Source organism: Streptomyces sp. NPDC096152, from assembly GCF_044763235.1.
In the GTDB taxonomy this organism is placed as follows: Bacteria; Actinomycetota; Actinomycetes; order Streptomycetales; family Streptomycetaceae; genus Streptomyces.
Map to the genome: position 1 here is coordinate 159,332 of NZ_JBIWFW010000010.1, position 26,994 is coordinate 186,325.

The window sequence follows — 26,994 nt, forward strand, 5'->3', positions numbered from 1 at the left end:
GTGGCTGTTCCGAAGCGGAAGATGTCGCGCAGCAACACGCGCCACCGCCGGTCGCAGTGGAAGGCTGCGGTCCCCACCCTGGTTGCGTGCGAGCGCTGCCACGAGCCCAAGCAGCAGCACATCGCGTGCCCGTCGTGCGGCACCTACAACAAGCGCCAGGTCCTCGAGGTCTGAGCGGCTGGTGAGAGGCACCGTGTCCACTGCCAAGAAGGCGGATGACGCCAAGGCGGACCCAACCGCCCGGAAAAAGTCGGACAACACGGCCTCGTCCCACACGCTTCTGGAAGGGCGGCTCGGCTACCAGCTCGAGTCCGCCCTTCTGGTGCGTGCGCTGACCCACCGCTCGTACGCGTACGAGAACGGCGGTCTGCCGACGAACGAGCGCCTGGAGTTCCTCGGGGACTCCGTCCTCGGTCTCGTCGTCACCGACACGCTGTACCGCACCCACCCCGACCTGCCCGAGGGCCAGCTGGCCAAGCTGCGGGCCGCGGTGGTCAACTCGCGTGCGCTGGCGGAGGTCGGTCGCGGCCTCGACCTGGGTTCCTTCATCCGGCTCGGCCGTGGTGAAGAGGGCACGGGCGGCCGGGACAAGGCGTCCATTCTCGCCGACACCCTGGAAGCGGTGATCGGCGCGGTCTATCTCGATCAGGGCCTCGACGCGGCCTCCGAACTGGTGCACCGCCTGTTCGACCCGCTGATCGAGAAGTCCTCGAACCTCGGAGCCGGCCTGGACTGGAAGACCAGCCTCCAGGAGCTCACCGCGACCGAGGGGCTCGGCGTGCCCGAGTACCTGGTCACGGAGACCGGCCCCGACCACGAGAAGACCTTCACTGCTGCCGCCCGCGTCGGAGGCGTCTCGTACGGCACCGGCACCGGCCGCAGCAAGAAGGAGGCGGAGCAGCAGGCCGCCGAGTCCGCCTGGCGGTCCATCCGGGCCGCGGCGGACGAGCGCGCCAAGGCGGCGGCCGAGGCCGTCGCGCCCGCCGGGGACAGCGCGGACGCCGAGTCGGCCTCAGCCTGACCCGGCGCGCGCCGCATCCCCAGCACAGCGCACCGAGCGCCCGCCCCAGCCCGGGGCCGGGCGCTCGGTCGTACAGGAGGGCCGACGGCCCCGCGGTCGAGCGCCGCGCGGCCGCGGACCCGCGGAAAACGGGGGAGTCCATGCCCGAGTTGCCCGAGGTCGAGGTCGTACGGCGTGGCCTGGAGCGGTGGGTCGCCCACCGGACCGTCGCCGACGTCGAGGTGCTGCACCCGCGCGCGGTCCGGCGGCATCTCGCCGGCCCGGACGACTTCGCCCACCGCCTCAAGGGCCACCGCGTCGGCACGCCCCACCGTCGCGGCAAGTACCTGTGGCTCCCCCTGGAGGGCTCCGGTCAGGCGATCCTGGCCCACCTCGGTATGAGCGGCCAGCTGCTGGTCCAGCCGCGTGAGGCGCCCGCCGAGAAGCACCTGCGCATCCGCATCCGGTTCGCGGACAGCCTCGGCACCGAGCTGCGCTTCGTCGACCAGCGCACCTTCGGCGGGCTCTCGCTGCACGACACCACCCCCGACGGGCTGCCCGACGTCATCGCCCACATCGCCCGGGACCCCCTCGACCCGCTGTTCGACGACGAGGCCTTCCACCGGGCGCTGCGCCGCAAGCGCACCACCATCAAGCGGGCACTGCTGGACCAGTCGCTGATCAGCGGGGTCGGCAACATCTACGCGGACGAGGCGCTGTGGCGGGCCCGCATCCACTTCGAGCACCCCACCGCGACCCTCACCCGAGGGCGCACGGCCGAACTCCTCTGCCACGTCAGGGACGTCATGAACCAGGCCCTGGCCCTGGGCGGCACCAGCTTCGACAGCCTGTACGTCAACGTCAACGGCGAGTCCGGGTACTTCGACCGCTCCCTGGACGCCTACGGCCGCGAGGGCCTGCCCTGCCGCCGCTGCGCGACCCCGATGCGCCGCCGCCCATGGATGAACCGCTCCAGCTACTTCTGCCCGAAGTGCCAGCGGGCACCGCGCGAACGCCTCCGGCCCGTCCGCGTCCCACCCGGGCCCTACGGGCCCGCCGCGGGCTAGACGGGACCGGCCGGACTGCCCCTCTAGTCCCGGCGGGCGTCGTACGCCTCGCGCGCGGCCAGCACGTCGTCCATACGGCCCTCCACGCAGTGGATGAGGGCCAGCAGCCGCCCGGCGACCTCGTGGCCGAGGGGGGTCAGTTCGTAGTCCACGCGGGGCGGGTTCGTCGGCTGGGCCTCACGGTGCACCAGCCCGTCGCGCTCCAGCGCGTGCAGTGTCTGGGACAGCATCTTCTCGCTCACGCCGTCCACGCGGCGGCGCAGCTCGTTGAAGCGCAGGGACCCCTCGTGCAGCGCGCCGAGGGTGAGCGAACCCCAGCGGCCGGTGACGTGCTCCAGCGTGCCGCGCGAGGGACAGGCCTTGGCGAACACGTTGTAAGGGAGGTTCTGATCCTCCGTGCACTCCTGCGCGATGGTCATACCCCAAGCGTACGCGAACACAGCGCTGCCCCGCAGTTTGCGCTAACCATGAGTAAGTCCATGCCGGACAGGGTTGTCAGTGTCCGGTACTAACGTGCCCGCAGCGCCCCGTCGATCTCCGTACGCCTGGACTCAGCCCGCCGACCGGCCGGACTGCGCGTGCGGCCACCGGTTGTCAGCATTGGCCGTCGTTGTGCGCCCTCGGACGGCCCAGCGACGGCCCGGGGTGACCGACTTCGTTACTCGCCGGCTGACGCTGAGCGCGTACGGGCCTGCTTTCTTGATCGACAGTAGCGGTGCCATCGTGGGGACAGCTCCCCAACAACAAGCGCGAACAGGGCGAAGGCTGCGGATGCCATCCAACCCGCTGGTTCGTCGGTCAGCTTCCCCATCAACCAGAACATCAATGTGGCGATGGCCCATGCAGCGAGCCAAGAACCACCACGTGTCATCCAGGGAGCCTTCACGAGCGAAACCATATGTCTTGCGGCGCGCGCTGTTGCACAGGTGGTGAAGCTCCGGCCGGAGCACCAGTTCGGAAGAGTGCGTATGCGGATCTGTGGTGACCTGGCGAGGTGCTGACCTGCGCGTTTCTGAACTGGGTGCCGTGACTCCCCGCTGTTCCCCGTGCGGCAACCCGTTGGTGTCCGTGCTTGTTGGTGTCAGCCGCCGCATGCGGTCTTGACAAGCGCGGCTGACAGTCCCGTGGAGGCACCGGCTCAGTTCGGGCCCGCAGGAGATGACCTCGCGCATCTCCGTCTCATCGGCCTCGTAGACCGTCTCGCGCATGCGAGGGTCTCGTGCGGCCGACTACCTCATCTCGGCCACCAGCCAGCTTCCATGGCTTTCAGACAGAAGCAACTCCGTGATCTGGAGCGGGTTGTCGCGGACATTGACATGCCCGAAACTTCCCTCTTTGGCAAAGAATGCGGAGTCATAGGAGGTCGCCAGCCGGTGTCGCTCGGCGCTGCTGAGAGGGGCGACGAGGGCGTTGACTGCCTGTGCGCAGTTCTTCTGGTGCTGATCCGCCACGAGTTCGGTCTGCGCGGTCCGGGTCATGTGGGCACATGCGCGCTCGCCGTTGTCTGAACCGAGGGCTCCCAGGAACGTATGACCGGCGTCTCTCACGGCGTGGAGGCGGGAGTTGGTGTCACGAATGGCGTGTGCGATTCCCAGGCCTCCGACCACTACGAGAAGCCCTGCCGCGCACAAGATCGGCAGGCGTCCCTTGCCCTGTCCGTCTTCCGTGCCGACCACTGCGCCTCCGAGTAGACCCCGCGGATCCGATCAGAGTACGAGACCGGCGTCGCGCACGTCACTGCCCGTGTGATGTGCCCCTGCCGGAGTCCGTCGCCTTCGCGCTGGCCAGTCACCTCGAGCGCTACCCGGTCACGAGGATCACGCTGCCGTGGAAGACCCTCGACGGACCGCCGGTGACGGCGTCGCTGATCTTCACCGGCTCCATGGGGCTGTCACTGGACCGGAACCGCTTCAACCATCGCGTCTGGCGGCCGGCACTTCGGGCCGCGGGCGTCGAGTCCGGGCGGGAGAACGATATGCACGCGCTGCGGCACTTCTACGCCTCGGTGCTGCTGGACGCGGGGGAGAGCATCAAGGCTCTCAGTGAGTACCTGGGGCACCATGACCCCGGCTTCACGCTGCGGACGTACACGCACCTGATGCCGTCGAGCGGGACCCGGACCCGGGCCGCCGTGGATCGCGTCTTCGCGGACGAAGAGCCTACGGCTCCCGGACACGGCCCAGGAGGGCGCTCAGGCCCCTGACCTGCGGCTGTCTCAATAGCCGAAATCCTGTGTCCACCAGGGGCCGCCGGAGCCGAAGTGGACGCCCACGCCCAGGGTCTTGAAGTCGCAGTTCAGTATGTTGGCGCGGTGGCCGGCGCTGTTCATCCAGGCCTCCATCACCGCCGCCGCGTCCGCCTGGCCGCGGGCTATGTTCTCGCCGCCGAGGCCGGTGATGCCGAGCTTCGCGGCCCGGTCCCACGGCGAGGCGCCGCTGGGGTCGGTGTGGTCGAAGAAGTCCTGGTCGGCCATGGCCTTGCTGAACTTTTCCGCCAGCTCGGTCAGCGCGCTGTTCGCCGTCACCGGGCTGCAGCCCACCTTCGCCCGCTCCTCGTTGACGAGCTTGAGCACCTGCGCCTCGGCGGCCGCCTGCTGGGAGATCGCCGCCGGGGCCTGGTTCCTGCCCTCCGCCTTCGGGGGCTTGTGGGCCGGCGTGCTGGGCTTGGGCTGCTTGGTCCGGCTCGGCGCGGCCGTGGTCGGCTTCACCGACGGCGACCCGGTGGGCGTGGCCGACGGCGCGGCGGAGGTCGACGCCGAGGCCGAGCCCGAACCCGAGGCGGCCTGCCCCGGTGCGGCCGACCGGTCCGCGCCACGGCTGGTCGACGAGTCGCCGGTCCGGTCCTGGGCGCTGCCCGAGGTGCCGCCCTGCTCCGAGGCCGAGTTCGTCGGCGCTCCCGCGGCCTGCACCGCGTCGGCGCCGCTGCTGCTCCCGCCGCCCAGCTTGTAGTTGTCCAGACCCGGCACGGCTCCGGTCGCCACGGCCACCGTGCCGATGGCGACGGCGGCCGAGACTCCGAGCAGGCCAGAGCGCACGGGCGTGGCGGCGGCCTTCTTCCGGCGGCGGTGCCCGCCGCCCCGGCGCGGACCCTCCCCGGGGAAGAAGCCCTCGGCCGGGAAGGTCACGGTGTCGGCGGAGCGGGCGTGGGGCTCGTCCGGTGTGAAGAGGTACTCCTGGGCCTTGGCGTAGGCGTCGGCGTACAGGTCCGGGTTGAGGTAGGGGGCGATGCCCATGCGGTCGTCGTCCGCGTACACGTCCCGGAGGCCGCTTCCGTGCTGGTACGGGTCCCGAAGGTCGTGGCCGGGTGAGTACGGGTCCCGGAAGTCGTGGCCGGGTGAGTACGGGTCCCGGAAGTCGTGGCCGGGCGAGTACGAATCCCGGAAGTCGTGGCCCTGCGGGTACGCGTCCCAGAGGTCGTCGTGGCCCTGCGGGTACGCGCCGTATGTCTCCGTGGTCCCCGTGGCGGCGCGGCCGGCGTCCGAGTCCGAGCGTCGGTGGCGTCCCATGTCCTGGCCTTCCTCGTCCCCAGCGGTCGACCCCGACGCAGAGCCGTCATGGTCAACCCAACTCACTCGATCGAGTGAGTTTCATATGAGATTCATTGGGTGGGGACGGTACCGCATGGGGAGAGGGGAGGAAGTGCCCCCGGAGACATTGGCCCGTTAGGTTGCACCCATGAGCGAGGATGTACGGATGACCGCGTGGGTGCGCGGACGCGTCCAGGGTGTGGGTTTCCGCTGGTTCACCCGGGCCAGGGCCCTGGAGATCGGCGGCCTGCGTGGTTTTGCTCTCAATCTCGGCGACGGACGGGTGCAGGTGGTCGCCGAGGGCCCGCGCGACGGCTGCGAGCGGCTGCTCGCCTGGCTCCAGGGCGGCGACACGCCCGGACGCGTCGACGGAGTCACCGAGATCTGGGACACACCCCGCGGCGGCTACGAGGGGTTCGTCGAGCGCTGAGCCCGAACCGCACGGAGCGCCCCGGAAACGGAGTCGCGTGCCGGGGGCATCTGCCGGAAGCAGCCCCGGAGCGGAAAAGGGCAGGTCGTTGCCGAGAAGGGCTTGCCGTGGCGCGCTCCGCACGGCAGGATGATCGCCACGCCCCAAGGGGCCCGCAGGAGCAGCCGCGCCGCCTTCTTCCGGCCGCGCGCCCCCGGGACGCCCGTCGATACGGGGCGTGATCGTGTTGACCGTCAAACTTTTTGGTGAGACGCTGAAAACCCGCGCACCTTAGCTGTTTGGCATGGATGAACGGCAGCACGAACTCAACAGTGCCAAGCACTCCGGGTGCGAATCCCTCACGACCCACACCGGCTCGGTCGGTCACTCAGTGTGGAGGACCATCCATCATGGCAAAGGCGCTTCTCGGTTACGTCGGCGGCTCCGACCCTCGACTCCTCGCCGAGATGCGACGGCTCCAGCAGCGCGTCCAGGACCTGGAATCCGAACTCGTACGCATCCAGGCGGAGAACGACGCGCTGGCGGCTGCCGCTTCTCACGACAGGATCATGGAGCGCGTCGACGCACACCAGGCGGAGCCTGCGCTCACCTGATCACTGCATCGCACCCCGACACAGTGGTTGGGCTGCCCGTATCAACCGCTCAGTTGTCAGAGTTGCAAGGGACGCTTCGGCGTCCCTTCTTTCTTTCTTGCCCCCGTGCATCCTTTCACCGTCTTTAACGTTTGGTGTGCCCTGCACGTTCAGCGGTGAAACCGCGGGTTCATGGAGCGGGACATCGGCGGCGGGTAGAGTCCGGCGGCGTGCACCTCAAGGCCCTGACCCTCCGCGGCTTCAAGTCGTTCGCCTCGGCGACCACGCTCCGGTTCGAGCCGGGCATCACGTGCGTCGTCGGACCGAACGGCTCGGGCAAGTCCAACGTCGTGGACGCGCTCAGCTGGGTCATGGGCGAACAGGGCGCCAAGTCGCTGCGCGGCGGCAAGATGGAGGACGTCATCTTCGCCGGCACCACCGGGCGCCCCCCGCTCGGCCGCGCCGAGGTGTCCCTGACCATCGACAACTCCGACGGGGCCCTGCCCATCGAGTACGCCGAGGTCACCATCACGCGGATCATGTTCCGCAACGGCGGCAGCGAGTACCAGATCAACGGCGACACCTGCCGGCTCCTCGACATCCAGGAACTGCTGTCCGACTCCGGCATCGGCCGCGAGATGCACGTCATCGTCGGCCAGGGCCAGCTCGACTCCGTCCTGCACGCCGACCCGACGGGCCGCCGCGCCTTCATCGAGGAGGCCGCGGGCGTCCTCAAGCACCGCAAGCGCAAGGAGAAGGCGCTGCGGAAGCTGGACGCGATGCAGGCCAACCTCGCCCGCGTGCAGGACCTCACCGACGAACTGCGCCGCCAGCTCAAGCCGCTCGGCCGCCAGGCCGCGGTGGCCCGCCGCGCGGCCGTGATCCAGGCCGACCTCCGCGACGCCCGGCTGCGCCTGCTCGCCGACGACCTCGTACGGCTGCGGGAGGCGCTCCAGACCGAGGTCGCCGACGAGGCCGCGCTCAAGGAACGCAAGGAAGCCGCCGAGCGGGACCTGCGCGGGGCCCTCCAGCGCGAGGCCCGGCTCGAGGACGAGGTGCGGCGGCTCACCCCGCGCCTCCAGCGCGCCCAGCAGACCTGGTACGAGCTGTCCCAGCTCGCCGAACGCGTCCGCGGCACCGTCTCCCTGGCCGACGCCCGGGTCAAGAGCGCCACCTCCGCGCCTCCCGAGGAGCGGCGCGGACGCGACCCGGAGGACATGGAACGCGAGGCCGCCCGCATCCGCGAGCAGGAGGCCGAGCTGGAGGCGGCCCTGGAGGCGGCCCAGCGCGCCCTGGACGACACGGTCGCCCACCGCGCCGAGCTGGAGCGCGAACTCGCCCTCGAGGAGCGGCGCCTGAAGGACGCCGCCCGCGCCATCGCCGACCGCCGCGAGGGGCTAGCCCGGCTCAGCGGCCAGGTCAACGCGGCTCGTTCGCGCGCCGCCTCCGCCCAGGCCGAGATCGACCGGCTCGCCGCCGCACGGGACGAGGCGCGCGACCGCGCCGGCTCGGCGCAGGAGGAGTACGAGGCGCTCAAGGCCGAGGTCGACGGACTCGACGCCGGAGACGAGGAGCTCGCCGCACGGCACGAGGCCGCCAAGGAGCGGCTCGCCGCAGCGGAGGCCGGCCTCACGGCGGCCCGCGAGGCGGTCACCGCAGCCGAGCGCAGCCGGGCGGCGACCCAGGCCCGGCACGACGCCCTGGCCATGGGACTGCGCCGCAAGGACGGCACGGGCGCCCTGCTCGGCGCCCGGGACCGGCTCACCGGACTGCTGGGCCCGGCGGCTGAGCTGCTGACGGTCACCCCGGGCCACGAGGTCGCGCTGGCTGCGGCCTTCGGCGCGGCCGCGGACGCCCTCGCCGTGCGGACCCCCTCCGCGGCGGCGGACGCGATCCGCCTGCTGCGCAAGCAGGACGCCGGACGCGCGGCGCTGCTCGTCGCCGGCGCCCCCGACGACGTACCGGAGCAGGAGCGTCCCGACGGCCCGCCCCGCGCCGCCGACCTGGTCCGCGGCCCCGCCGAACTGATGCCCGCGGTACGGCGGCTGCTGCGTGGGACCGTCGTCGTCGGCACCCTGGAGGACGCCGAGGAGCTGGTCTTCGCCCGGCCCGGTGTGACCGCCGTGACGGCCGAGGGCGATGTGCTCGGGGCGCATTTCGCGCAGGGCGGCTCGGCCGGGGCGCCCAGCCTGCTGGAGGTGCAGGCCTCCGTCGACGAGGCCGCCGCCGAACTGGCGGAACTGGCCGTGCGGTGCGAGGAGCTGACCGCCGCCCAGGCCCGGACCGCCGAGCAGCGCACCGAGTGCGCGGCGCTGGTCGAGGAGCTCGGCGAGCGGCGCCGGGCCGCCGACCGGGAGAAGTCCGCCGTCGCGCAGCAGCTCGGGCGGCTCGCCGGCCAGGCCCGCGGCGCGGCCGGCGAGGCCGAGCGGTCGGCGGCGGCGGCCGCCCGGGCCCAGGACGCGCTCGACAAGGCCCGCGCGGAGGTGGAGGAACTCGCCGAACGGCTCGCCGTCGCCGAGGAGATGCCGATCGAGGAGGAGCCCGACACCTCCGTACGGGACCGGCTCGCCGCCGACGGCGCCAACGCCCGCCAGACCGAGATGGAGGCCCGCCTCCAGGCCCGTACCCACGAGGAGCGGGTCAAGGGGCTGGCCGGCCGGGCCGACTCCCTGGACCGGGCCGCCCGCGCCGAACGCGAGGCACGCGCGCGCGCCGAGCAGCGGCGCGCCCGCCTGCGCCACGAGGCGGCCGTGGCCGAGGCCGTCGCCTCCGGCGCCCGGCAGCTCCTCGCGCACGTCGAGGTGTCGCTGGGCCGCGCGGAGCGGGAGCGGGCCGCCGCCGAGGCCGCCAAGGCCCGCCGAGAGCAGGAGCTCGCCCGGGCGCGCACCGAGGGACGCGACCTCAAGGCCGAACTCGACAAGCTGACGGACTCGGTGCACCGGGGCGAGGTGCTCGGTGCCGAGAAGCGGCTGCGGATCGAGCAGCTGGAGACGAAGGCGCTGGAGGAGCTCGGTGTCGAACCGGCCGGGCTGATGGCCGAGTACGGCCCCCACCAGATGGTGCCGCCCTCGCCGCCCGCCGAGGGGGAGCAGCTGCCGGACGACCCGGAGCACCCGCGCAACCGGCCCCGGCCGTACGCGCGCGCCGAGCAGGAGAAGCGGCTCAAGGCGGCCGAGCGCGCCTACCAGCAGCTCGGCAAGGTCAACCCGCTGGCCCTGGAGGAGTTCGCCGCGCTGGAGGAACGCCACAAGTTCCTCAGCGAGCAGCTCGAGGACCTGAAGAAGACCCGTGCCGACCTGCTCCAGGTCGTCAGGGAGGTCGACGAGCGCGTCGAGCAGGTCTTCACCGAGGCCTACCGGGACACCGCCCGCGAGTTCGAAGGCGTCTTCAGCCGCCTCTTCCCGGGCGGTGAGGGGCGGCTGGTGCTGACCGACCCCGACAACATGCTCACCACCGGCGTGGACGTCGAGGCCCGTCCGCCGGGCAAGAAGGTCAAGCGGCTGTCCCTGCTCTCCGGCGGTGAGCGGTCGCTGACGGCGGTCGCGCTGCTGGTGTCGATCTTCAAGGCCAGGCCGAGCCCGTTCTACGTCATGGACGAGGTCGAGGCCGCCCTCGACGACACCAACCTGCAGCGGCTGATCCGCATCATGCAGGAGCTGCAGGAGGCCTCGCAGCTCATCGTGATCACACACCAGAAGCGCACGATGGAGGTCGCCGACGCGCTGTACGGCGTCTCCATGCAGGGCGACGGTGTGTCGAAGGTCATCTCCCAGCGTCTGCGCTGACCACGGCCCCGCTTCGGGTGCGCCCGCCCCCGCGGTCGCGGAGCCCCCGTGTGCCCCTGGGACTTCCGGGTAGACGGGCCGAGAGTCCTATTTGGGTTCACTACTTGAACACAAGGCCGACACGCCGTCCGGGGAAAGCTCACAACGGTTGCCCTATTGACTTCGAAACTTGAAGGAATAGTCTCTGCAACGTTGCTTTTACCTTCAGGTCTCACGAACCCGAAGGGCAGACCCCCCACCCCCGGCAGCGTTGCCGGTGGCCCGAGGAGTACACGTGACCAGCACAGCGCAGGCCCCCAAGTCAGGAGCCAGGACGGCTCAACCCGAGAATCTCGGGCACGTCATCTTCATCGCGGCGGCGGCCGCGATGGGCGGTTTCCTCTTCGGCTACGACAGTTCCGTGATCAACGGCGCGGTCGAGGCCATCCGGGACCGCTACGACGTCGGCTCCGCGGCGCTGGCCCAGGTCATCGCCATCGCCCTCATCGGCTGCGCCGTCGGCGCCGCGACCGCCGGCCGCATAGCCGACCGCATCGGCCGCATCCGGTGCATGCAGATCGCCGCCGTCCTCTTCACGGTCAGCGCCGTCGGTTCCGCGCTGCCCTTCTCGCTGTGGGACCTCGCCTTCTGGCGGGTCGTCGGCGGATTCGCCATCGGCATGGCCTCGGTCATCGGCCCCGCCTACATCGCCGAGGTCGCCCCGCCCGCGTACCGCGGCCGTCTCGGCTCCTTCCAGCAGGCCGCGATCGTCGTCGGCATCGCCATCTCGCAGCTGGTCAACTGGGGCCTGCTCAACGCCGCCGGCGGCGACCAGCGCGGCACCCTGTGGGGCCTGGAGGCCTGGCAGGTCATGCTCGGCGTGATGGTCGTCCCGGCCGTCCTGTACGGGCTGCTCTCCTTCGCCATCCCCGAGTCCCCGCGCTTCCTGATCTCCGTCGGCCGGCGCGACCGCGCCCGGGAGATCCTCGCCGAGGTCGAGGGCAAGGACGCCGACCTGAACGCCCGCGTGGCCGAGATCGAGACCGCCATGAAGCGCGAGGAGAAGTCGAGCTTCAAGGACCTGCTCGGCGGCGGCTTCTTCTTCAAGCCGATCGTCTGGGTCGGCATCGGCCTGTCGGTCTTCCAGCAGTTCGTCGGCATCAACGTCGCGTTCTACTACTCCTCGACGCTGTGGCAGTCGGTCGGCGTCGACCCGACGGACTCGTTCTTCTACTCGTTCACCACGTCGATCATCAACATCGTCGGCACCGTGATCGCGATGATCTTCGTGGACCGCGTCGGCCGCAGGCCGCTCGCGCTCATCGGCTCGGTCGGTATGGCCCTCGGCCTGGCGCTGGAGGCCTGGGCCTTCTCCCACGACCTGGTCGGTGGCAAGCTGCCCGCCACCCAGGGCTGGATCGCCCTGATCGCCGCCCACCTGTTCGTCCTCTTCTTCGCCCTCTCCTGGGGTGTGGTCGTCTGGGTCATGCTCGGCGAGATGTTCCCGAACAAGATCCGTGCCGCCGCCCTGGGCGTGGCCGCCGCCGCGCAGTGGATCGCCAACTGGGCAATCACCGCGAGCTTCCCGTCGCTGGCCGACTGGAACCTGTCCGGCACCTACGTGATCTACACGGTCTTCGCCGCGCTCTCCATCCCGTTCGTCCTGAAGTTCGTCAAGGAGACGAAGGGCAAGTCGCTGGAGGAGATGGGCTGAGCCTCGCCAGAGGCCCACTGACTCGAGGAGATGGGCCAAGTCCCCGCTGCCCCTCTCCTCGAACCCCGTAGGACGTACTGCCCCGGCTCACGCACCGAGCCGGGGCAGTACGTCTTCGCAGAACAGGCGCGGACTGCTTAGCACGCCTCCAGCTCCGGCAGGTGCGCGCTCGGGAAGAACGGCAGACCGAGCCGGGCGGCCCGGCGCGCGGCGGCCCGGGAGGAGCCGCCCACCAGCAGCGGTGGGTGCGGGTCCGAGTACGGGCGCGGGGTGACCCGCACGGTACGGCCCCGGAAGGCGAAGGGCTCACCCGTCCAGGCCCGCAGCAGGGTCTCCAGCACGTCGTCCTGAAGCCTGCCGCGCCCCTTCCACTCCACGCCGGACGTCGCGTACTCCTCGGGCCGGTACCCGATGCCGGCGACGGTCACCAGCCGTCCGCCGCTCAGCGGGTCCGGCACGGCGATGTCCTCGGCCAGGCGCAGCAGGTCGTGCAGCGGTTCGTGCAGCGGGCCGATCGCCGCCGACACGGTGACCGCGAGCCGCCGGGTCGCGCCGAGCACGGCACCGGCGAAGGTGAACGGCGAGGGCGGCCAGTTGCCGCCACCCCGTGGTGCAGTTGTCCGCCACCCCGTGGTGCTCCCCGGTCTGCACCACGGCGATCCCGCGGTCGTCGGCGTACGCGGCCATCTCGACGGCCGCCCGGTAGCGCGCGCCGAGCGAGGCCGGGGTGGCGCCGGGCTCGACGAGGTTGAAAGGGACGACCGTGACGGGCATGGCGACGTCCCCCTTCACCGGGCGTGTGTGCAGGGGGACGTCAACTGACGTGGCGTCGGATTGTGGTATTGGCGGCGGGCGTGCCGTTCGCGTCGGGGCCCGGCCGGTGCGGCGGGGTCAGGCGCCGACGCCCGCCCGCTCCTCGGCCGGCTCCGGCGCGCCGGTGGGCGCCGTCACCACCGCGGGCTTCGGCAGCACCGTGTACAGCAGGCCCGAGATCACGATCGTGGCGACCCAGCCGAGGCCGTACTCGCCGACGACGTTGTTCCGGGCCAGCGGACCCGTGAACCAGTCGGAGGCGGTGAACATCAGGCCCGCGCCCAGGCCGGCCGCCCAGGCGGCCACCGCGGCGGGGGAGAAGCCGCCCCGGTACCAGTAGGCGCTGGTGCGTGTGGTGTCGGCCAGGGCGCGGCCGTCGTACTCCGCGCGCCGCAGCATGTCCGCGCCGAAGACGCCGACCCAGGCGGAGAACGCCACCGCGAGCAGCGACAGGAACGCGATGAACGAGCCCAGGAAGCTCGTCGCCACCAGCATCAGGACACCGCCGAAGGCGAGCGAGATCACGGCGTTCACCGAGACCGCCCAGTGGCGCAGCACCCGGAAGCCGAGGGTCTGCGCGGTGAAGCCCGCCGAGTACATCGACATCGAGTTGATCAGCAGCATCCCGATCAGGGCGATCACCAGGTACGGCACCGCGAGCCACGTCGGCAGGATCTCGCCGAGGAAGGAGACCGGGTCGGCGGCGGAGGCCAGGTCCGGAGTGGAGACCGCCATCACCGCGCCCATCAGCACCATGGGAAGGACGACGAGGCCGGCGCCGCCGACCGTGGTGCCCACGATCGCCTTCGAGGAGGCGGTGCGCGGCAGGTAGCGGGTGAAGTCCGGCGCCGACGGGATCCAGCTGACACCGCCCGCCGCGATCAGCCCGATGCCCGTGATCACCGCGGCCGTGGGCCCGGCGGGCCGGCCGACGACCGCGGACCAGTCGGTGCGCACCACCAGATAACCGAGGACCAGGACCGAGAAGAGACCGAAGAGGTAGGTCGCGTACTTGTTGCACTTCTGCACGGCGTTGATGCCGAGCCCGGAGATCGCGAAGGTCGCGACGACGAACGCCAGCAGCATGACCATGTCCAGCACGCCGCTCGCGCCGAGGCCGAAGAGGATCTTCAGGATGGTGAGCATCGCGTAGGCGCCGGTCACCGCGTTGATCGTCTCCCAGCCCCAGCGGGCGACCCAGATCAGCGAACCGGGCAGCAGGTTCCCCCGCTGCCCGAACACGGCGCGGGACAGCGCCATGCCGGGCGCCCCGCCGCGCTTGCCCGCGATCCCGATCAGCCCCACCAGCCCGTACGACACGACGGGTGCCGCGGCGGCGACGACGAGCGCCTGCCAGACGTCGAGGTGGTACGCCACGACGAGGCTCGCGCCCATCGTGAGCAGCAGCACGCTGATGTTGGCGCCCACCCAGGTGGGGAACAGTTCGCGGGTCCTGGCGGTGCGCTCGTGGTCGGGCACCTGCTCGATGCCGCGGGTCTCCAGGGCGCCTTCGGTCTCGGCGGTCTTGCGCATAAAAAAGTGGTTCCGTGCCTCGGTCGTGGGGGACAGGGGAGGTGCGGTCGTAGCGGGAGAGAAGGGGGGAGACTGGGGGACTGGACGTCGCGGCTCCACGCGGGTGGACGCGAGAGGCTCCATCGTACTTTGATCCGACTCGTGCCTTTAAGTGGTGTTTGTCTCCCCGGCGAAGGCACAAGCAGGGTGTCGCCGGAACCCATGGCTGATACTGGACGGGTTATGGAAACCGTCATCCTTGCTGTAGTCATCGCCGTGGTCGTGCTCGGCGCACTCGGCGGGCTCATCGTCGGCAGCCGACGGAGAAAGTCGCTGCCCCCGCCGCCCCCCGCGCCGCCCGACATCACCGCCCCACCGGCCGAGCCGCACGTCGGCGACGAGGCCGAGACGCCGCGCGAAGAGCCGCGGCGAACGATCGAGGAGGTGGATCTTCCGGGCGGCTCGGCTCCCGTCGCCGTGGAGGAGCCGCCCACCGCCGAAGACCTGCTCCCGGCACCCGTCATCGAGGTGCCGGAGCCCACCGCGGGCCGGCTGGTCCGGCTGCGCACCCGACTCTCCCGCTCGCAGAACGCGCTGGGCAAGGGCCTGCTCACCCTCCTGTCGCGCGAGCACCTCGACGAGGACACCTGGGAGGAGATCGAGGACACGCTGCTCACCGCCGACGTCGGGGTGCAGCCCACCCAGGAACTCGTCGACCGGCTGCGCGAGCGCGTCCGCGTGCTCGGCACCCGCACCCCCGAGGAGCTGCGTGGACTGCTGCGCGAGGAGCTGCTCACGCTGGTCGGCACCGACCTGGACCGCATGGTGAGGACCGAGCCGCCCACCAGCAAGCCGGGCATCGTGATGGTCGTCGGGGTCAACGGCACCGGCAAGACCACCACCACCGGCAAGCTCGCCCGGGTCCTGGTGGCCGACGGCCGCAGCGTGGTCCTCGGCGCCGCCGACACCTTCCGCGCCGCCGCCGCCGACCAGCTCCAGACCTGGGGCGAACGGGTCGGCGCCCACACCGTGCGCGGCCCGGAGGCCGGCGACCCCGCCTCCGTCGCCTTCGACGCGGTCAAGGAGGGCAAGGAGATGGGGGCCGACGTGGTCCTCATCGACACCGCCGGCCGGCTGCACACCAAGACCGGTCTCATGGACGAGCTGGGCAAGGTCAAGCGCGTCGTCGAGAAGCACGCCCCGCTCGACGAGGTGCTGCTCGTGCTGGACGCGACCACCGGGCAGAACGGCCTGGTGCAGGCCCGTGTCTTCGCCGAGGTCGTCGACATCACCGGCATCGTGCTGACCAAGCTCGACGGCACGGCCAAGGGCGGCATCGTGGTCGCGGTCCAGCGCGAGCTGGGCGTACCGGTGAAGCTCATCGGGCTCGGGGAGGGCGCGGACGACCTGGCGCCGTTCGAGCCGGAGGCGTTCGTGGACGCCCTGATCGGCGACTGACCGAACCCGTCGCCCCACGCGCGGCGCCCGTCCCCGGGGTCCAGTCGGGGGCGGGCGCCGTCGCCGTGTCCGGGGGTGCGGGGCGGGTGTCCGTCCGCCGGGGCCGCCTCGGGGCGGCCGGGCGAGTGGGACGCGCCGGGTGGGATGAGCCGGGTGGGATGAGCCGGTGGGCCGGACGGACCGGTGGGCCGGACGGGCCGCGGGCGGTTCCCCGCCCTTCCGCGGGGCTACGCCCGAGACCGGTGCGCCACGTAGGCCAGGGTGCCCAGGAGCAGGCGGGCCTCCGGGGGCTGGGCCGTGTCCAGGGCGGGCGGGCGCAGCCAGCGCACCGGGCCGAGGCCGCCCCGGTCGGAGGGCGGTGCCGTGATGTACGTGCCCGGGCCCAGGCCGCGCAGGTCGAGGGAGCCGGGGTCGTCCCAGCCCATGCGGTAGAGCAGCCCGGTCAGTTCGACGGCGGCGCCGGGGGCGACGAAGAAGTGCGCGCGCCCGTCCGGCGTCGCGGCCACCGGGCCGAGGGGGAGGCCCATGCGCTCCAGCCTGGTCAGGGCGCCCCGCCCCGCCGGCTCGGCCACCTCGATCACGTCGAAGGCGCGTCCGACCGCCAGCATCACCGCGGCCCCGGGCATCTCCGCCCAGGCCCTGCTCACCTCGTCGAGGGTGGCCCCGGCCGGGATCTCGGGCGCGAAGTCCAGGGGGTGGGCGCCCGGTGCGGGACAGTCGGCGTGGCCGCAGGAGCAGGCGCCGCCGGCGGTCCGCGCGCCCCGCACCACGGGCCAGCCCCACAACCCGGTGTACTCGGCCACCGCCGTGCACTCCTCCGCCGAGCGGTACGACCGGCCGCGCCGCCGCGTGCCGGAGCGGATCTCGCGCATCCCGCCGATCGTGAACCCCATGCCCCCTCCAACGGCTCCGGCGCCTCGATGGTTACGAGGCGGAAGCGGATCGTGACTCTCCGTCCACACTCCCTCCCCGGCGTGGCCGGGTCCAGGCGGCGCCCGGCAGCGCCCCGGGTGGTGCGTTCGGCGGTGCGCGCCCTCCCGTGCACCGCTCCGCCCGCTCGCTGTTGTCCTATGTCAAGTGAATCGCGCCACGGCCACCGAGAGTTCATTCGAAGGGGTGGCGAATGGTGGCGTTTCCGGGATCGCTGTGGCTGGACGGGTGATCGTAGGATTACTGTGAGTGTGCGAGGCCTGGGGCACGTGCACTCGTGGGTATGCCGGAGGCAAGTCGGCAGTCCGTTCGAAGGGTGAGAAGCGGCGGACGGACGGCCGTATTGACGGGCATTCTGATAGGGCTTGGCGCACTCGGCGACAAGTGGTCTCAGGGATGGGGGCGTTCCAGTGAGCGGCAACGGCGGTGGCGGGACGAACGCTGCGAGCGCGGACAGGCGCCCCAACGAGCTGCTCACCTCCTGGTTCGTGCGCAGCGGCTGGTCCAAGGGCGAGCTGGCCCGCCAAGCCAACCGCCGTGCACGCCAGTTGGGCGCCAACCACATCTCCACCGACACCTCGCGCGTACGGCGCTGGCTGGACGGGGAGAACCCGCGCGAGCCGATCCCCAGGATCCTGTCGGAGCTGTTCTCCGAGCGCTTCGGCTGTGTGGTGTCGGTGGAGGACCTCGGCCTGCGCGCCGCCCGCCCGTCGCCCTCCGCGATCGGGGTCGACCTGCCGTGGACGGGCCCGCAGACCGTGGCCCTGCTGAGCGAGTTCTCGCGCAGCGACCTGATGCTGGCGCGGCGCGGCTTCCTCGGGAGCTCGCTGGCCCTGTCCGCGGGCCCGTCCCTCATCGAGCCGTTGCAGCGCTGGCTCGTGCCGTCCCCGCCCGCCCCGCTCCAGGAGCCCGAGCCGCCGGCCGCCGCCCGCCGCCCCGGCCGGCTCTCCCGGCCCGAGCTGGAGCTGCTGGAGTCCACCACCGTGATGTTCCGCCAGTGGGACGCCCAGTGCGGTGGCGGCCTGCGCCGCAAGGCGGTCGTCGGCCAGCTGCACGAGGTGACCGACCTCCTCCAGGAGCCCCAGCCCGAGGCCACCACCCGCCGCCTGTTCAAGGTCGCCGCCGAACTGGCCGAACTGGCGGGGTGGATGAGCTACGACGTCGGGCTCCAGCCCACCGCGCAGAAGTACTTCGTGCTCGCCCTGCACGCCGCCAAGGAGGCCGGCGACAAGCCGCTCGGCTCCTACGTGCTGTCCAGCATGAGCCGCCAGATGATCCACCTCGGCCGCCCCGAGGACGCCCTGGAGCTCATCCACCTCGCGCAGTACGGCAGCCGCGACTGCGCGAGCCCGCGCACCCAGTCCATGCTGTATGCGATGGAGGCCCGCGCCTACGCCAACATGGGTCAGCCCGGCCGGTGCAAGCGGGCGGTGCGGATGGCCGAGGACTCCTTCGCCGACGCCGGGGACTGGGACGAGCCGGACCCCGACTGGATCCGCTTCTTCTCCGAGGCCGAGCTGCACGGCGAGAACTCCCACTCCTTCCGCGACCTCGCCTACGTCGCCGGCCGCAGCCCCACCTACGCCTCGCTGGCCGAGCCGCTGATGGAGAAGGCCGTGCGGCTCTTCGCCGACGACCCCGAGCACCAGCGGTCGTACGCGCTGAACCTGATCGGCATGGCCACCGTGCACCTGCTGCGGCGCGAGCCCGAGCAGAGCACGGAGTACGCGACGCAGGCCATGCGGATCGCCAAGAAGGTCCGCTCCGAACGGGTGAACACCCGTATCCGCAAGACCGTCGACAACGCGGTGCGCGACTACGGGGATCTCGCCGAGGTCGTCGACCTCACCGAGCAGCTCGCCGTCGAGCTGCCGGAGACCGCCGAGGCGGTCTGACCCCCACCCGGACCCACCAGACCCCGGCCGCGGCCGGCCCTCCCGAACTGCCCGACTCGGCTCCCCCATGCCAGGTCATCGGAAGGCCGCCGCGGCCGGTTCCTCTTGCCGCGGAGAAGCGTGCGCCTTCCCGCGGAGAAGGTTGCGCCACGATAACGATCGCGCGGCCGGGCATCTCGCAATTCATCCACGCGTAACACACAGGGCGCCTTCGTCACTGCGGCGAAACAGCGAGGGGCGTCGACCGAAACCGCGCTGCGCCAATCTCAGGGCGCATAACCGGCCCACCCCTCAACAGACCGCACCGCTCAGGCTTCGCCCGCACGGGGCCGTACCAACCGACGAGGAGACGCCGATGGCACCAGCCATCATGCTTGCGGCGGACGCACCCAAGCTGTCGTCCGCCAACACAGGCTTCATGTTGATCTGTTCCGCCCTGGTGATGCTGATGACCCCGGGCCTCGCCTTCTTCTACGGAGGCATGGTCCGCGTCAAGAGCACGCTGAACATGCTGATGATGTCCTTCATCAGCCTGGGCATAGTGACCCTCCTGTGGGTGCTGTACGGCTTCTCGATGGCCTTCGGCACCGACAAGGGCTCGCTCCTCGGCTGGACCGGCGACTACGTCGGCTTCAGCGGGATCGGCAAGACGGACCTCTGGCCCGGGTACACCATCCCGGTCTTCGTCTTCGCCATGTTCCAGCTGATGTTCGCGATCATCACGCCGGCCCTGATCAGCGGTGCGCTCGCCGACCGCGTGAAGTTCACCGCCTGGTCCCTGTTCCTCGTGCTGTGGGTCACGGTCGTGTACTTCCCGGTCGCCCACTGGGTCTGGGGCACCGGCGGCTGGGCCTTCGAGCTCGGGGTGATCGACTTCGCCGGCGGTACAGCGGTCCACATCAACGCCGGTGCGGCGGCGCTCGGCGTGATCCTCGTCATCGGCAAGCGCGTCGGCTTCAAGAAGGACCCGATGCGCCCGCACAGCCTCCCGCTGGTCATGCTCGGCGCGGGCCTGCTGTGGTTCGGCTGGTTCGGCTTCAACGCGGGCTCCTGGCTCGGCAACGACGACGGCGTGGGCCCGCTGATGTTCGTCAACACCCAGGTCGCCACCGGCGCGGCCATGCTCGCCTGGCTCGCCTACGAGAAGATCCGGCACGGCGCGTTCACCACGCTGGGCGCCGCCTCCGGAGCGGTCGCCGGCCTGGTCGCGATCACCCCGTCCGGCGGTGCCGTCTCCCCGCTCGGCGCGATCGCGGTCGGCGCCATCGCCGGTGTCCTGTGCGCCATGGCGGTCGGCCTGAAGTACAGGTTCGGCTACGACGACTCGCTCGACGTGGTCGGCGTGCACATGGTCGGCGGAATCGCCGGCTCCCTGCTGATCGGCCTCTTCGCCAGCGGCAAGGGCCAGTCCGACGTGAAGGGCCTCTTCTACGGCGGCGGCCTGGACCAGTTCTGGAAGCAGTGCGCCGGTGTGTTCGCGGTCCTCGCCTACTCCCTGATCGCCTCCGCGATCCTCGCCTTCGTCCTCGACAAGACGATCGGCATGAGGGTCGCCGAGGACGAGGAGATCTCCGGCATCGACCAGGCCGAGCACGCCGAGACCGCATACGACTTCAGCGGTGCGGGTGGCGGCGTCATCGGCACCGTCGCCGCCCCGGCCCCGGCCGCCGCGCAGAGCAAGAAGGTGGACGCATGAAGCTCATCACCGCCGTCGTGAAGCCCCACCGGCTCGACGAGATCAAGGAGGCCCTGCAGGCCTTCGGCGTCCACGGCCTGACGGTCACCGAGGCCAGCGGCTACGGTCGTCAGCGGGGACACACCGAGGTCTACCGCGGTGCCGAGTACACCGTCGACCTGGTGCCCAAGATCCGTATCGAGGTGCTGGTCGAGGACGACGACGCCGAGCAGCTGATCGACGTCGTGGTCAAGGCGGCCCGCACGGGCAAGATCGGTGACGGCAAGGTCTGGTCCCTCCCGGTCGAGACGGCCGTCCGGGTGCGGACCGGCGAGCGCGGCCCGGACGCGCTCTGAACGGCTGAAGGACAGGAGTCGCTGGGTGACGAGTACGAACGTGCGGAAAGAAGCAGAGGACTCGGGACCCGGCGGGTACGCGGCGGCCCGGCTGCGCCTCCTCACCGAGGGGGCGCGGTCCGGGCCGCCGCGCCGTGCGGCCCTCGCCGAACTGACCGACGACTGGCTGGCCGGCCTGTTCACCTCCGGGGCCGGGGCGCTGCGTGGGGTGTCCCTGGTCGCCGTCGGCGGATACGGCCGCGGGGAGCTGTCCCCGCGCAGCGACCTCGACCTGCTCCTGCTGCACGACGGCGGCGACTCCGGCGCGGTCGCCGCCCTGGCCGACCGCCTCTGGTACCCGGTCTGGGACCTCGGCCTCGACCTCGACCACTCGGTCCGCACCCCGGCCGAGGCCCGCAGGACGGCGGGCGAGGACCTCAAGGTCCAGCTGGGCCTGCTGGACGCCCGGCACATCGCGGGCGACCTCGGCCTGACGGCGGGCCTGCGCACCGCGGTCCTCGCCGACTGGCGCAACCAGGCGCCGAAGCGTCTCCCCGAGCTCCAGGAGCTGTGCTCCGGACGCGCCGAACGCCAGGGCGAGCTCCAGTACCTGCTGGAGCCCGACCTGAAGGAGGCCCGCGGCGGCCTGCGCGACGCCACCGCCCTGCGCGCCGTGGCCGCCTCCTGGCTGGCCGACGCCCCGCGCGAGGGACTCGCCGACGCCCGCCGCCGGCTGCTCGACGTGCGCGACGCCCTGCACCTGACGACCGGGCGCGCCACCGACCGGCTCGCGCTACAGGAGCAGGACCAGGTCGCGGCCGAGCTGGGCCTGCTGGACGCCGACACCCTGCTGCGGCAGGTCTACGAATCGGCCCGGGTCATCTCGTACGCCAGTGACGTCACCTGGCGCGAGGTGGGGCGGGTGCTCAGGTCGCGCGCGGTGCGGCCGAGACTGCGCCAGATGGCGAGGGAGCGAAGCGACTTCCTCAGAAGGGTGGTGGCGGGCGACGGGAGGGCGTCGGGAGGCGGGAAACCGGGCGTCGAGCGGTCTCCGCTGGCCGAGGGGGTCGTGGAGCAGGACGGCGAGGTGGTGCTCGCCCGCGCCGCGCGCCCCGAACGCGACCCCGTGCTTCCGCTGCGCGCCGCGGCCGCCGCCGCGCAGGCCGGACTGCCGCTCTCCCTGCACGCCGTACGGCGCATGGCGGCCTCGGTGCGCCCGCTGCCCTCGCCCTGGCCCGCCGAGGCCCGCGAGCAGCTCGTCACCCTGCTCGGTTCCGGCCGCCCCACCGTCGAGGTCTGGGAGGCCCTGGAGGCCGAGGGCCTGGTCACCCGCCTGCTGCCCGACTGGGAGCGGGTGCGCTGCCGCCCGCAGCGCAACGCCGTGCACCTGTGGACCGTCGACCGGCATCTGATCGAGACCGCCGTGCGCGCCTCCGAGCTGACCCGCCGCGTCAGCCGCCCCGACCTGCTCCTGGTCGCCGCGCTGCTGCACGACATCGGCAAGGGCTGGCCCGGCGACCACTCCCTGGCCGGCGAGATCATCGCCAAGGACGTGGCGGCCCGAATCGGCTTCGACCGCGCGGACGTGGCCGTGCTCGCCACCCTGGTCCGCCACCATCTACTGCTCGTCGAGACCGCCACCCGGCGCGACCTGGAGGACCCGGCCACCGTCCGCTCGGTCGCCGAGGCGGTCGGCACCCAGAGCACCCTGGAACTGCTGCACGCCCTGACCGAGGCCGACGCGCTCGCCACCGGCCCCGCCGCCTGGTCGTCCTGGCGCGGCTCCCTGGTCGCGGACCTGGTCCGGCGGGCCTCCGCGGTCCTCGCCGGGGACGTGCCCGACGAGCCCGAGCCCACCGCCGCGCCCACCGCCGAGCAGGAGCGGCTCGCCGTCGAGGCGATCCGCACCGGCGGCCCGGTGCTGACGCTGCGGGCCCAGACCGAGCCGCCCACCGAGGAGGGGGCGGCGGCCGCCGCGCGGGAGCCCGAGCCGCTCGGCGTGGAACTGCTCATCGCCGTCCCCGACCAGCCCGGCGTGCTGCCCTCGGTCGCCGGTGTCCTCGCGATGCACAGGCTCACCGTCCGCACGGCCGAGCTGCGCGCCCTGGAGCTCCCGCACGACGTCGACGACGGCGCCGTCCTGCTCCTGGACTGGCGGGTCGCCGCCGAGTACGGCTCCCTGCCCCAGGCCACCCGGCTGCGCGCCGACCTCGTGCGCGCCCTCGACGGCTCCCTGGACATCGCGGGCCGCCTCGCCGAACGGGACGCCGCCTACCCGCGCCGTCGGGGCGTCGTGCCGCCCCCCGCGCGCGTGAAGGTCGCCCCGGCCGCCTCCCGGCACGCCACGGTGATCGAGGTCCGCGCCCAGGACGCGCCCGGGCTGCTGTTCCGCATCGGCCGGGCGCTGGAGGACGCCAAGGTCCGGGTGCGCAGCGCGCACGTGTCGACCCTGGGAGCCAACGCCGTGGACGCCTTCTACGTCACCGGTCCGGCGGGTCTCCCGCTGCCTGGCGAGGAGGCGGCGTCCGTGGCGCGGCGGCTGGAGGAGACGCTGCGCGCATGACCGTGACCCGGTTTTGTCCGGCCGGGATACCCTGGAGGGCGATTCTCCCAGCCATCCCCGACCCCGAGGACCGCGAGCGCCGTGTTCGACACTCTCTCCGATCGCCTGTCAGCGACTTTCAAGAACCTGCGCGGCAAGGGACGGCTCTCCGAGGCGGACATCGACGCCACCGCGCGCGAGATCCGCATCGCGCTCCTCGAGGCGGACGTGGCGCTGCCCGTCGTCCGGGCGTTCATCAAGAACGTCAAGGAGCGTGCCCTCGGCGCCGAGGTGTCCCGCGCCCTGAACCCGGCCCAGCAGGTCCTGAAGATCGTCAACGAGGAACTGGTCACCATCCTCGGCGGCGAGACCCGGCGCCTGCGCTTCGCCAAGCAGCCGCCCACCGTGATCATGCTCGCGGGTCTGCAGGGTGCCGGTAAGACCACCCTCGCGGGCAAGCTCGGCCGCTGGCTCAAGGAGCAGGGCCACTCGCCGCTGCTGGTCGCCGCCGACCTCCAGCGCCCGAACGCGGTCAACCAGCTGAGCGTCGTCGCCGAGCGCGCCGGCGTCGCCGTCTACGCGCCCGAGCCGGGCAACGGCGTCGGCGACCCGATCAAGGTCGCCAAGGACTCCATCGAGCACGCGCGGACCAAGGTCCACGACATCGTGATCGTGGACACCGCCGGCCGCCTCGGCATCGACCAGGAGATGATGCAGCAGGCCGCGGACATCCGGGACGCGGTCTCGCCGGACGAGATCCTCTTCGTCGTCGACGCGATGATCGGTCAGGACGCCGTCAACACGGCGGAGGCCTTCCGTGACGGCGTCGGCTTCGACGGCGTGGTGCTCTCCAAGCTCGACGGCGACGCCCGCGGTGGCGCGGCCCTGTCGATCCGGCACATGACCGGCAAGCCGATCATGTTCGCGTCGAACGGCGAGAAGCTCGACGACTTCGACGCCTTCCACCCGGACCGGATGGCCTCCCGCATCCTCGACATGGGTGACCTGCTCACCCTGATCGAGCAGGCGGAGAAGACGTTCAGCCAGGAAGAGGCCGAGAAGATGGCCTCCAAGCTGGCGTCCAAGAAGGGCCAGGACTTCACCCTGGACGACTTCCTGGCCCAGATGGAGCAGGTCAGGAAGATGGGCTCCATCTCCAAGCTGCTCGGCATGCTCCCGGGCATGGGCCAGATCAAGGACCAGATCAACAATCTCGACGAGCGGGACGTCGACCGCACCGCCGCGATCATCAAGTCGATGACCCCGGGCGAGCGCCAGGAACCGACGATCATCAACGGCTCCCGCCGCGCCCGTATCGCCAAGGGCTCCGGCGTCGAGGTCAGCGCCGTGAAGAACCTGGTCGAGCGGTTCTTCGAGGCCCGCAAGATGATGTCCCGCATGGCCCAGGGCGGCGGGATGCCCGGTATGCCGGGGATCCCGGGCATGGGCGGCGGCCCCGGCCGGACGAAGAAGCAGCCGAAGAAGGCCAAGGGCAAGCAGCGCTCCGGCAACCCGATGAAGCGCAAGCAGCAGGAGCAGGAGGAGGCCGCCCGCCGCGCCGCCGCGGCCCAGGGCGGCGCCCTCGGGCTGCCGCAGCAGGGCGGTCAGGACTTCGAACTGCCGGACGAGTTCAAGAAGTTCATGGGCTGACGCTCACCGCGGATCGACGACGTCGAGGGCGCCCCCGGCCCACGGGGGCGCCCTCGACGCGTGCCGGGTACCCGCGGGTCCCCGGGGGGCGCCCTCAGCGCGTGCCGGGACCCCGTGGGTGCCGTACCGTCCGAGGTATGAGCGATGCCGCGCCGCGCCGTGACGGCCCCGACCGGCCGTGGCGCACCGAGGGCACCCCGGACGAGACGCCCAGGCGGTCCGGCGGCAGGAGGATGCGGTGGTGGGGCCTGCTCGTCACCGCGGTCGTGGTTTTCCTGCTGGCCTATGTGGGGCTGACCTACTTCAACCGGGGCAACGAACCGACGGTCTCGTACACGGAGTTCAGCCGGCAGGTCGACGCCGGCAACGTCGCCAGGATCTACTCCAAGGGCGACGCGATCCAGGGCGAGCTCAAGACCGCGCGGGCCAATCCGGACGGCGGCGCGCGGTACACCAAGTTCCGCACCCAGCGCCCGGCCTTCGCGCAGGACCGGCTCTGGCAGAGCCTGAGCAGCCACGGGGTGACGGTGACCGCGCGGCCGGTCGTGCAGGAGCGCAGCCTCCTGTCCAACCTGCTGATCTCGCTGATCCCCATCGCGGTGCTGGTGGCGCTGTGGATCTTCATCGCGCGGCGGTTCGGTCCCGGCGGCCTCGGCGGTCCGGGCGGGATGCTCGGCCGCAAGGCCCCGCCGAAACCCGTCGAGCTGCGGGCGGGCACCCAGCGCACGACGTTCGCCGACGTGGCCGGCATCGACGAGGTCAAGGGCGAGCTGGACGACGTCGTCGACTTCCTGGAACATCCCGACGCCTACCGCAGGATGGGCGCGAAGATGCCGCGTGGCGTGCTGCTCGCGGGCCCGCCCGGCACCGGCAAGACCCTGCTGGCGCGCGCGGTGGCGGGCGAGGCGGGCGTGCCGTTCTTCTCCGCCTCCGCGTCCGAGTTCATCGAGATGATCGTCGGTGTCGGCGCCTCCCGCGTGCGGGAGCTGTTCGCCGAGGCCCGCAAGGTGGCGCCGTCGATCATCTTCATCGACGAGATCGACACCATCGGCCGGGTCCGCGGCGGCGGTGCCTCGGTGAGCGGCCACGACGAGCGCGAGCAGACCCTGAACCAGATCCTCACCGAGATGGACGGCTTCTCCGGCTCGGAGGGCGTGGTCGTCATCGCGGCGACCAACCGCGCCGACATCCTCGACCCGGCGCTGACCCGGCCCGGCCGCTTCGACCGGGTCGTCAACGTCTCCCCGCCGGACCGCGCCGGGCGTGAGTCGATCCTCGCGATCCACACCCGCCGCATCCCGCTCGACCCCGACGTGGACCTGGCCCAGGTGGCCCGTACGACCCCCGGCATGACCGGCGCGGACCTGGCCAACCTCGCCAACGAGGCCGCGCTGCTCGCGGTCAAGCGCAAGCAGGAGACGGTGACCCAGTCGGACCTGTCCGAGGCGCTGGAGAAGGTGCAGCTGGGCGCCGAGCGGGCCCTGGTGATGCCGGAGGAGGACCGCCGGCGCACGGCGTACCACGAGAGCGGGCACGCCCTGCTGGGCATGCTCCAGCCCGGCGCCGACCCCGTCCGCAAGGTCACCATCGTGCCCCGCGGCCGGGCGCTGGGCGTGACGCTCTCGACCCCCGAGTCGGAGCGGTACGCGCACTCGGAGGAGTACCTGCGCGGCCGCATCATCGGCGCCCTCGGCGGCATGGCGGCGGAGTACGTGGTCTACGGGGTGGTCACCACGGGCTCCGAGAGCGACCTGGAACAGGTCACCAACATCGCGCGCGGCATGGTCGCCCGCTGGGGCATGAGCGAGCGGGTGGGCCGGCTGTCCGCCCTGCCGAGCGACGCGCAGCAGGCGTACGGGCTGTCGGCCGCCCCGCGGACCCTGGACGTGATCGACGACGAGATGCGGCGCCTCGTCGAGGAGTGCTACGACGAGGCCTGCCACAAGCTCCGGGTCCACCGCCGGCAGCTCGACGCCCTGACGGAGTCCCTGCTGGAGAACGAGACCCTGGAGGAGGCCGACGCCTACCGGATCGCCGGAATCCCGCGCACGAACGCGAAGAAGGACGCGGACGCTTAGGACCTGTCCGGCGGATCATGCCGCAGACGCACC

20 protein-coding genes and 1 pseudogene are annotated in these 26,994 nt (G+C 71.9%); 15 read left to right on the forward strand and 6 right to left on the reverse strand.

Going from position 1 to position 26,994, the window contains the following annotated elements:
* The 3 genes from rpmF to mutM all read left to right on the forward strand — a co-directional run bounded on the left by rpmF (position 1) and on the right by mutM (position 2,067).
* Positions 1 to 174: a 50S ribosomal protein L32 gene (rpmF, locus tag ACIQ9G_RS31160; protein WP_003951102.1), complete on the forward strand. Its 174-nt coding sequence runs from the start codon at positions 1 to 3 to the stop codon at positions 172 to 174.
* Positions 175 to 181: 7 nt separating this feature from the next.
* Positions 182 to 1,021 (forward strand): ribonuclease III, encoded by an 840-nt coding sequence (rnc, locus tag ACIQ9G_RS31165; RefSeq protein ID WP_403616215.1) that lies wholly within the window; start codon positions 182 to 184, stop codon positions 1,019 to 1,021.
* 140 nt (positions 1,022 to 1,161) lie between these two features.
* Positions 1,162 to 2,067 carry a bifunctional DNA-formamidopyrimidine glycosylase/DNA-(apurinic or apyrimidinic site) lyase gene (gene mutM / locus ACIQ9G_RS31170; RefSeq protein WP_403616217.1) on the forward strand — a complete coding sequence of 302 codons (906 nt, stop codon included), beginning with the start codon at positions 1,162 to 1,164 and terminating at the stop codon, positions 2,065 to 2,067.
* A 23-nt stretch (positions 2,068 to 2,090) separates the two neighbouring features.
* On the opposite strand, the gene ACIQ9G_RS31175 is transcribed toward mutM, so the two are convergent.
* Complete coding sequence (locus tag ACIQ9G_RS31175) at positions 2,091 to 2,486, reverse strand: winged helix-turn-helix transcriptional regulator (protein ID WP_403616219.1); 396 nt, start codon at positions 2,484 to 2,486, stop codon at positions 2,091 to 2,093.
* An 810-nt stretch (positions 2,487 to 3,296) separates the two neighbouring features.
* Positions 3,297 to 3,743 carry a hypothetical protein gene (locus ACIQ9G_RS31180; RefSeq protein WP_403616222.1) on the reverse strand — a complete coding sequence of 149 codons (447 nt, stop codon included), beginning with the start codon at positions 3,741 to 3,743 and terminating at the stop codon, positions 3,297 to 3,299.
* 74 nt (positions 3,744 to 3,817) lie between these two features.
* Between ACIQ9G_RS31180 and ACIQ9G_RS31185 the strand changes: the two genes are divergently transcribed.
* Positions 3,818 to 4,270 carry a tyrosine-type recombinase/integrase gene (locus tag ACIQ9G_RS31185; RefSeq protein WP_403616225.1) on the forward strand — a complete coding sequence of 151 codons (453 nt, stop codon included), beginning with the start codon at positions 3,818 to 3,820 and terminating at the stop codon, positions 4,268 to 4,270.
* Between the two features lie 12 nt (positions 4,271 to 4,282).
* On the opposite strand, the gene ACIQ9G_RS31190 is transcribed toward ACIQ9G_RS31185, so the two are convergent.
* Complete coding sequence (locus ACIQ9G_RS31190; RefSeq protein WP_403616227.1) at positions 4,283 to 5,572, reverse strand: CAP domain-containing protein; 1,290 nt, start codon at positions 5,570 to 5,572, stop codon at positions 4,283 to 4,285.
* A 169-nt stretch (positions 5,573 to 5,741) separates the two neighbouring features.
* Between ACIQ9G_RS31190 and ACIQ9G_RS31195 the strand changes: the two genes are divergently transcribed.
* The 4 genes from ACIQ9G_RS31195 to ACIQ9G_RS31210 all read left to right on the forward strand — a co-directional run bounded on the left by ACIQ9G_RS31195 (position 5,742) and on the right by ACIQ9G_RS31210 (position 12,073).
* Positions 5,742 to 6,023 carry an acylphosphatase gene (locus ACIQ9G_RS31195; protein ID WP_402438843.1) on the forward strand — a complete coding sequence of 94 codons (282 nt, stop codon included), beginning with the start codon at positions 5,742 to 5,744 and terminating at the stop codon, positions 6,021 to 6,023.
* Positions 6,024 to 6,412: 389 nt separating this feature from the next.
* Positions 6,413 to 6,616 carry a hypothetical protein gene (locus tag ACIQ9G_RS31200; RefSeq protein ID WP_018567931.1) on the forward strand — a complete coding sequence of 68 codons (204 nt, stop codon included), beginning with the start codon at positions 6,413 to 6,415 and terminating at the stop codon, positions 6,614 to 6,616.
* 209 nt (positions 6,617 to 6,825) lie between these two features.
* Positions 6,826 to 10,380 (forward strand): chromosome segregation protein SMC, encoded by a 3,555-nt coding sequence (smc, locus tag ACIQ9G_RS31205; RefSeq protein ID WP_403616231.1) that lies wholly within the window; start codon positions 6,826 to 6,828, stop codon positions 10,378 to 10,380.
* 274 nt (positions 10,381 to 10,654) lie between these two features.
* Positions 10,655 to 12,073, forward strand: a complete 1,419-nt coding sequence (locus ACIQ9G_RS31210; protein ID WP_403616233.1) for a sugar porter family MFS transporter — start codon at positions 10,655 to 10,657, stop codon at positions 12,071 to 12,073.
* Between the two features lie 143 nt (positions 12,074 to 12,216).
* Here the strand turns inward: ACIQ9G_RS31210 and ACIQ9G_RS31215 are convergent.
* Both ACIQ9G_RS31215 and ACIQ9G_RS31220 read right to left on the reverse strand, forming a co-directional pair.
* A pseudogene (locus tag ACIQ9G_RS31215) lies at positions 12,217 to 12,847 on the reverse strand (LLM class flavin-dependent oxidoreductase); the annotation flags it as partial.
* Between the two features lie 117 nt (positions 12,848 to 12,964).
* The gene (locus ACIQ9G_RS31220; protein WP_403616236.1) at positions 12,965 to 14,419 is read right to left on the reverse strand and encodes a cytosine permease; all 1,455 of its coding nucleotides are present in this window, start codon (positions 14,417 to 14,419) and stop codon (positions 12,965 to 12,967) included.
* 222 nt (positions 14,420 to 14,641) lie between these two features.
* Here ACIQ9G_RS31220 and ftsY point away from each other — a divergent pair, with 222 nt between their 5' ends.
* Positions 14,642 to 15,856, forward strand: a complete 1,215-nt coding sequence (gene ftsY, locus ACIQ9G_RS31225; RefSeq protein WP_403616238.1) for a signal recognition particle-docking protein FtsY — start codon at positions 14,642 to 14,644, stop codon at positions 15,854 to 15,856.
* A gap of 227 nt (positions 15,857 to 16,083) precedes the next feature.
* Here the strand turns inward: ftsY and ACIQ9G_RS31230 are convergent, their stop codons facing one another.
* Positions 16,084 to 16,749, reverse strand: a complete 666-nt coding sequence (locus ACIQ9G_RS31230; RefSeq protein WP_403616240.1) for a bifunctional DNA primase/polymerase — start codon at positions 16,747 to 16,749, stop codon at positions 16,084 to 16,086.
* A 447-nt stretch (positions 16,750 to 17,196) separates the two neighbouring features.
* Here ACIQ9G_RS31230 and ACIQ9G_RS31235 point away from each other — a divergent pair, with 447 nt between their 5' ends.
* The 6 genes from ACIQ9G_RS31235 (at position 17,197) to ftsH (ending at position 26,961) form a co-directional block, all read left to right on the forward strand.
* A complete protein-coding gene (locus ACIQ9G_RS31235) occupies positions 17,197 to 18,681 on the forward strand; it encodes a hypothetical protein (protein ID WP_403616243.1) in 1,485 nt (494 codons plus the stop codon).
* Between the two features lie 355 nt (positions 18,682 to 19,036).
* A complete protein-coding gene (locus tag ACIQ9G_RS31240) occupies positions 19,037 to 20,377 on the forward strand; it encodes an ammonium transporter (RefSeq protein ID WP_403616245.1) in 1,341 nt (446 codons plus the stop codon).
* Entirely contained in the window at positions 20,374 to 20,712 is a 339-nt protein-coding gene (locus ACIQ9G_RS31245; protein WP_007493361.1) for a P-II family nitrogen regulator, read from the forward strand. Before ACIQ9G_RS31240 ends, ACIQ9G_RS31245 begins: the two co-directional genes overlap by 4 nt.
* Positions 20,713 to 20,737: 25 nt before the next feature.
* Entirely contained in the window at positions 20,738 to 23,254 is a 2,517-nt protein-coding gene (locus ACIQ9G_RS31250; protein WP_403616248.1) for a [protein-PII] uridylyltransferase, read from the forward strand.
* Positions 23,255 to 23,335: 81 nt separating this feature from the next.
* A complete protein-coding gene (gene ffh, locus ACIQ9G_RS31255; RefSeq protein ID WP_403616251.1) occupies positions 23,336 to 24,883 on the forward strand; it encodes a signal recognition particle protein in 1,548 nt (515 codons plus the stop codon).
* Between the two features lie 137 nt (positions 24,884 to 25,020).
* Positions 25,021 to 26,961, forward strand: coding sequence for an ATP-dependent zinc metalloprotease FtsH (gene ftsH, locus ACIQ9G_RS31260; protein WP_403616253.1), 1,941 nt, complete (start codon positions 25,021 to 25,023; stop codon positions 26,959 to 26,961).
* The last annotated feature ends 33 nt before the right edge of the window (positions 26,962 to 26,994 follow it).

What these genes read in the sequence shown, in the direction of transcription:
- ACIQ9G_RS31175 (WP_403616219.1), bottom strand. Translation starts at nt 2,486, where the DNA reads ATGACCATCGCGCAGGAGTGCACGGAGGATCAGAACCTCCCTTACAAC.
- ftsY (WP_403616238.1), top strand. Translation starts at nt 14,642, where the DNA reads ATGGAAACCGTCATCCTTGCTGTAGTCATCGCCGTGGTCGTGCTCGGC.
- ACIQ9G_RS31220 (WP_403616236.1), bottom strand. Translation starts at nt 14,419, where the DNA reads ATGCGCAAGACCGCCGAGACCGAAGGCGCCCTGGAGACCCGCGGCATC.
- ftsH (WP_403616253.1), top strand. Translation starts at nt 25,021, where the DNA reads ATGAGCGATGCCGCGCCGCGCCGTGACGGCCCCGACCGGCCGTGGCGC.
- ACIQ9G_RS31190 (WP_403616227.1), bottom strand. Translation starts at nt 5,572, where the DNA reads ATGGGACGCCACCGACGCTCGGACTCGGACGCCGGCCGCGCCGCCACG.
- mutM (WP_403616217.1), top strand. Translation starts at nt 1,162, where the DNA reads ATGCCCGAGTTGCCCGAGGTCGAGGTCGTACGGCGTGGCCTGGAGCGG.
- ACIQ9G_RS31200 (WP_018567931.1), top strand. Translation starts at nt 6,413, where the DNA reads ATGGCAAAGGCGCTTCTCGGTTACGTCGGCGGCTCCGACCCTCGACTC.
- ACIQ9G_RS31230 (WP_403616240.1), bottom strand. Translation starts at nt 16,749, where the DNA reads ATGGGGTTCACGATCGGCGGGATGCGCGAGATCCGCTCCGGCACGCGG.
- ACIQ9G_RS31245 (WP_007493361.1), top strand. Translation starts at nt 20,374, where the DNA reads ATGAAGCTCATCACCGCCGTCGTGAAGCCCCACCGGCTCGACGAGATC.
- ACIQ9G_RS31240 (WP_403616245.1), top strand. Translation starts at nt 19,037, where the DNA reads ATGGCACCAGCCATCATGCTTGCGGCGGACGCACCCAAGCTGTCGTCC.
- ACIQ9G_RS31195 (WP_402438843.1), top strand. Translation starts at nt 5,742, where the DNA reads ATGAGCGAGGATGTACGGATGACCGCGTGGGTGCGCGGACGCGTCCAG.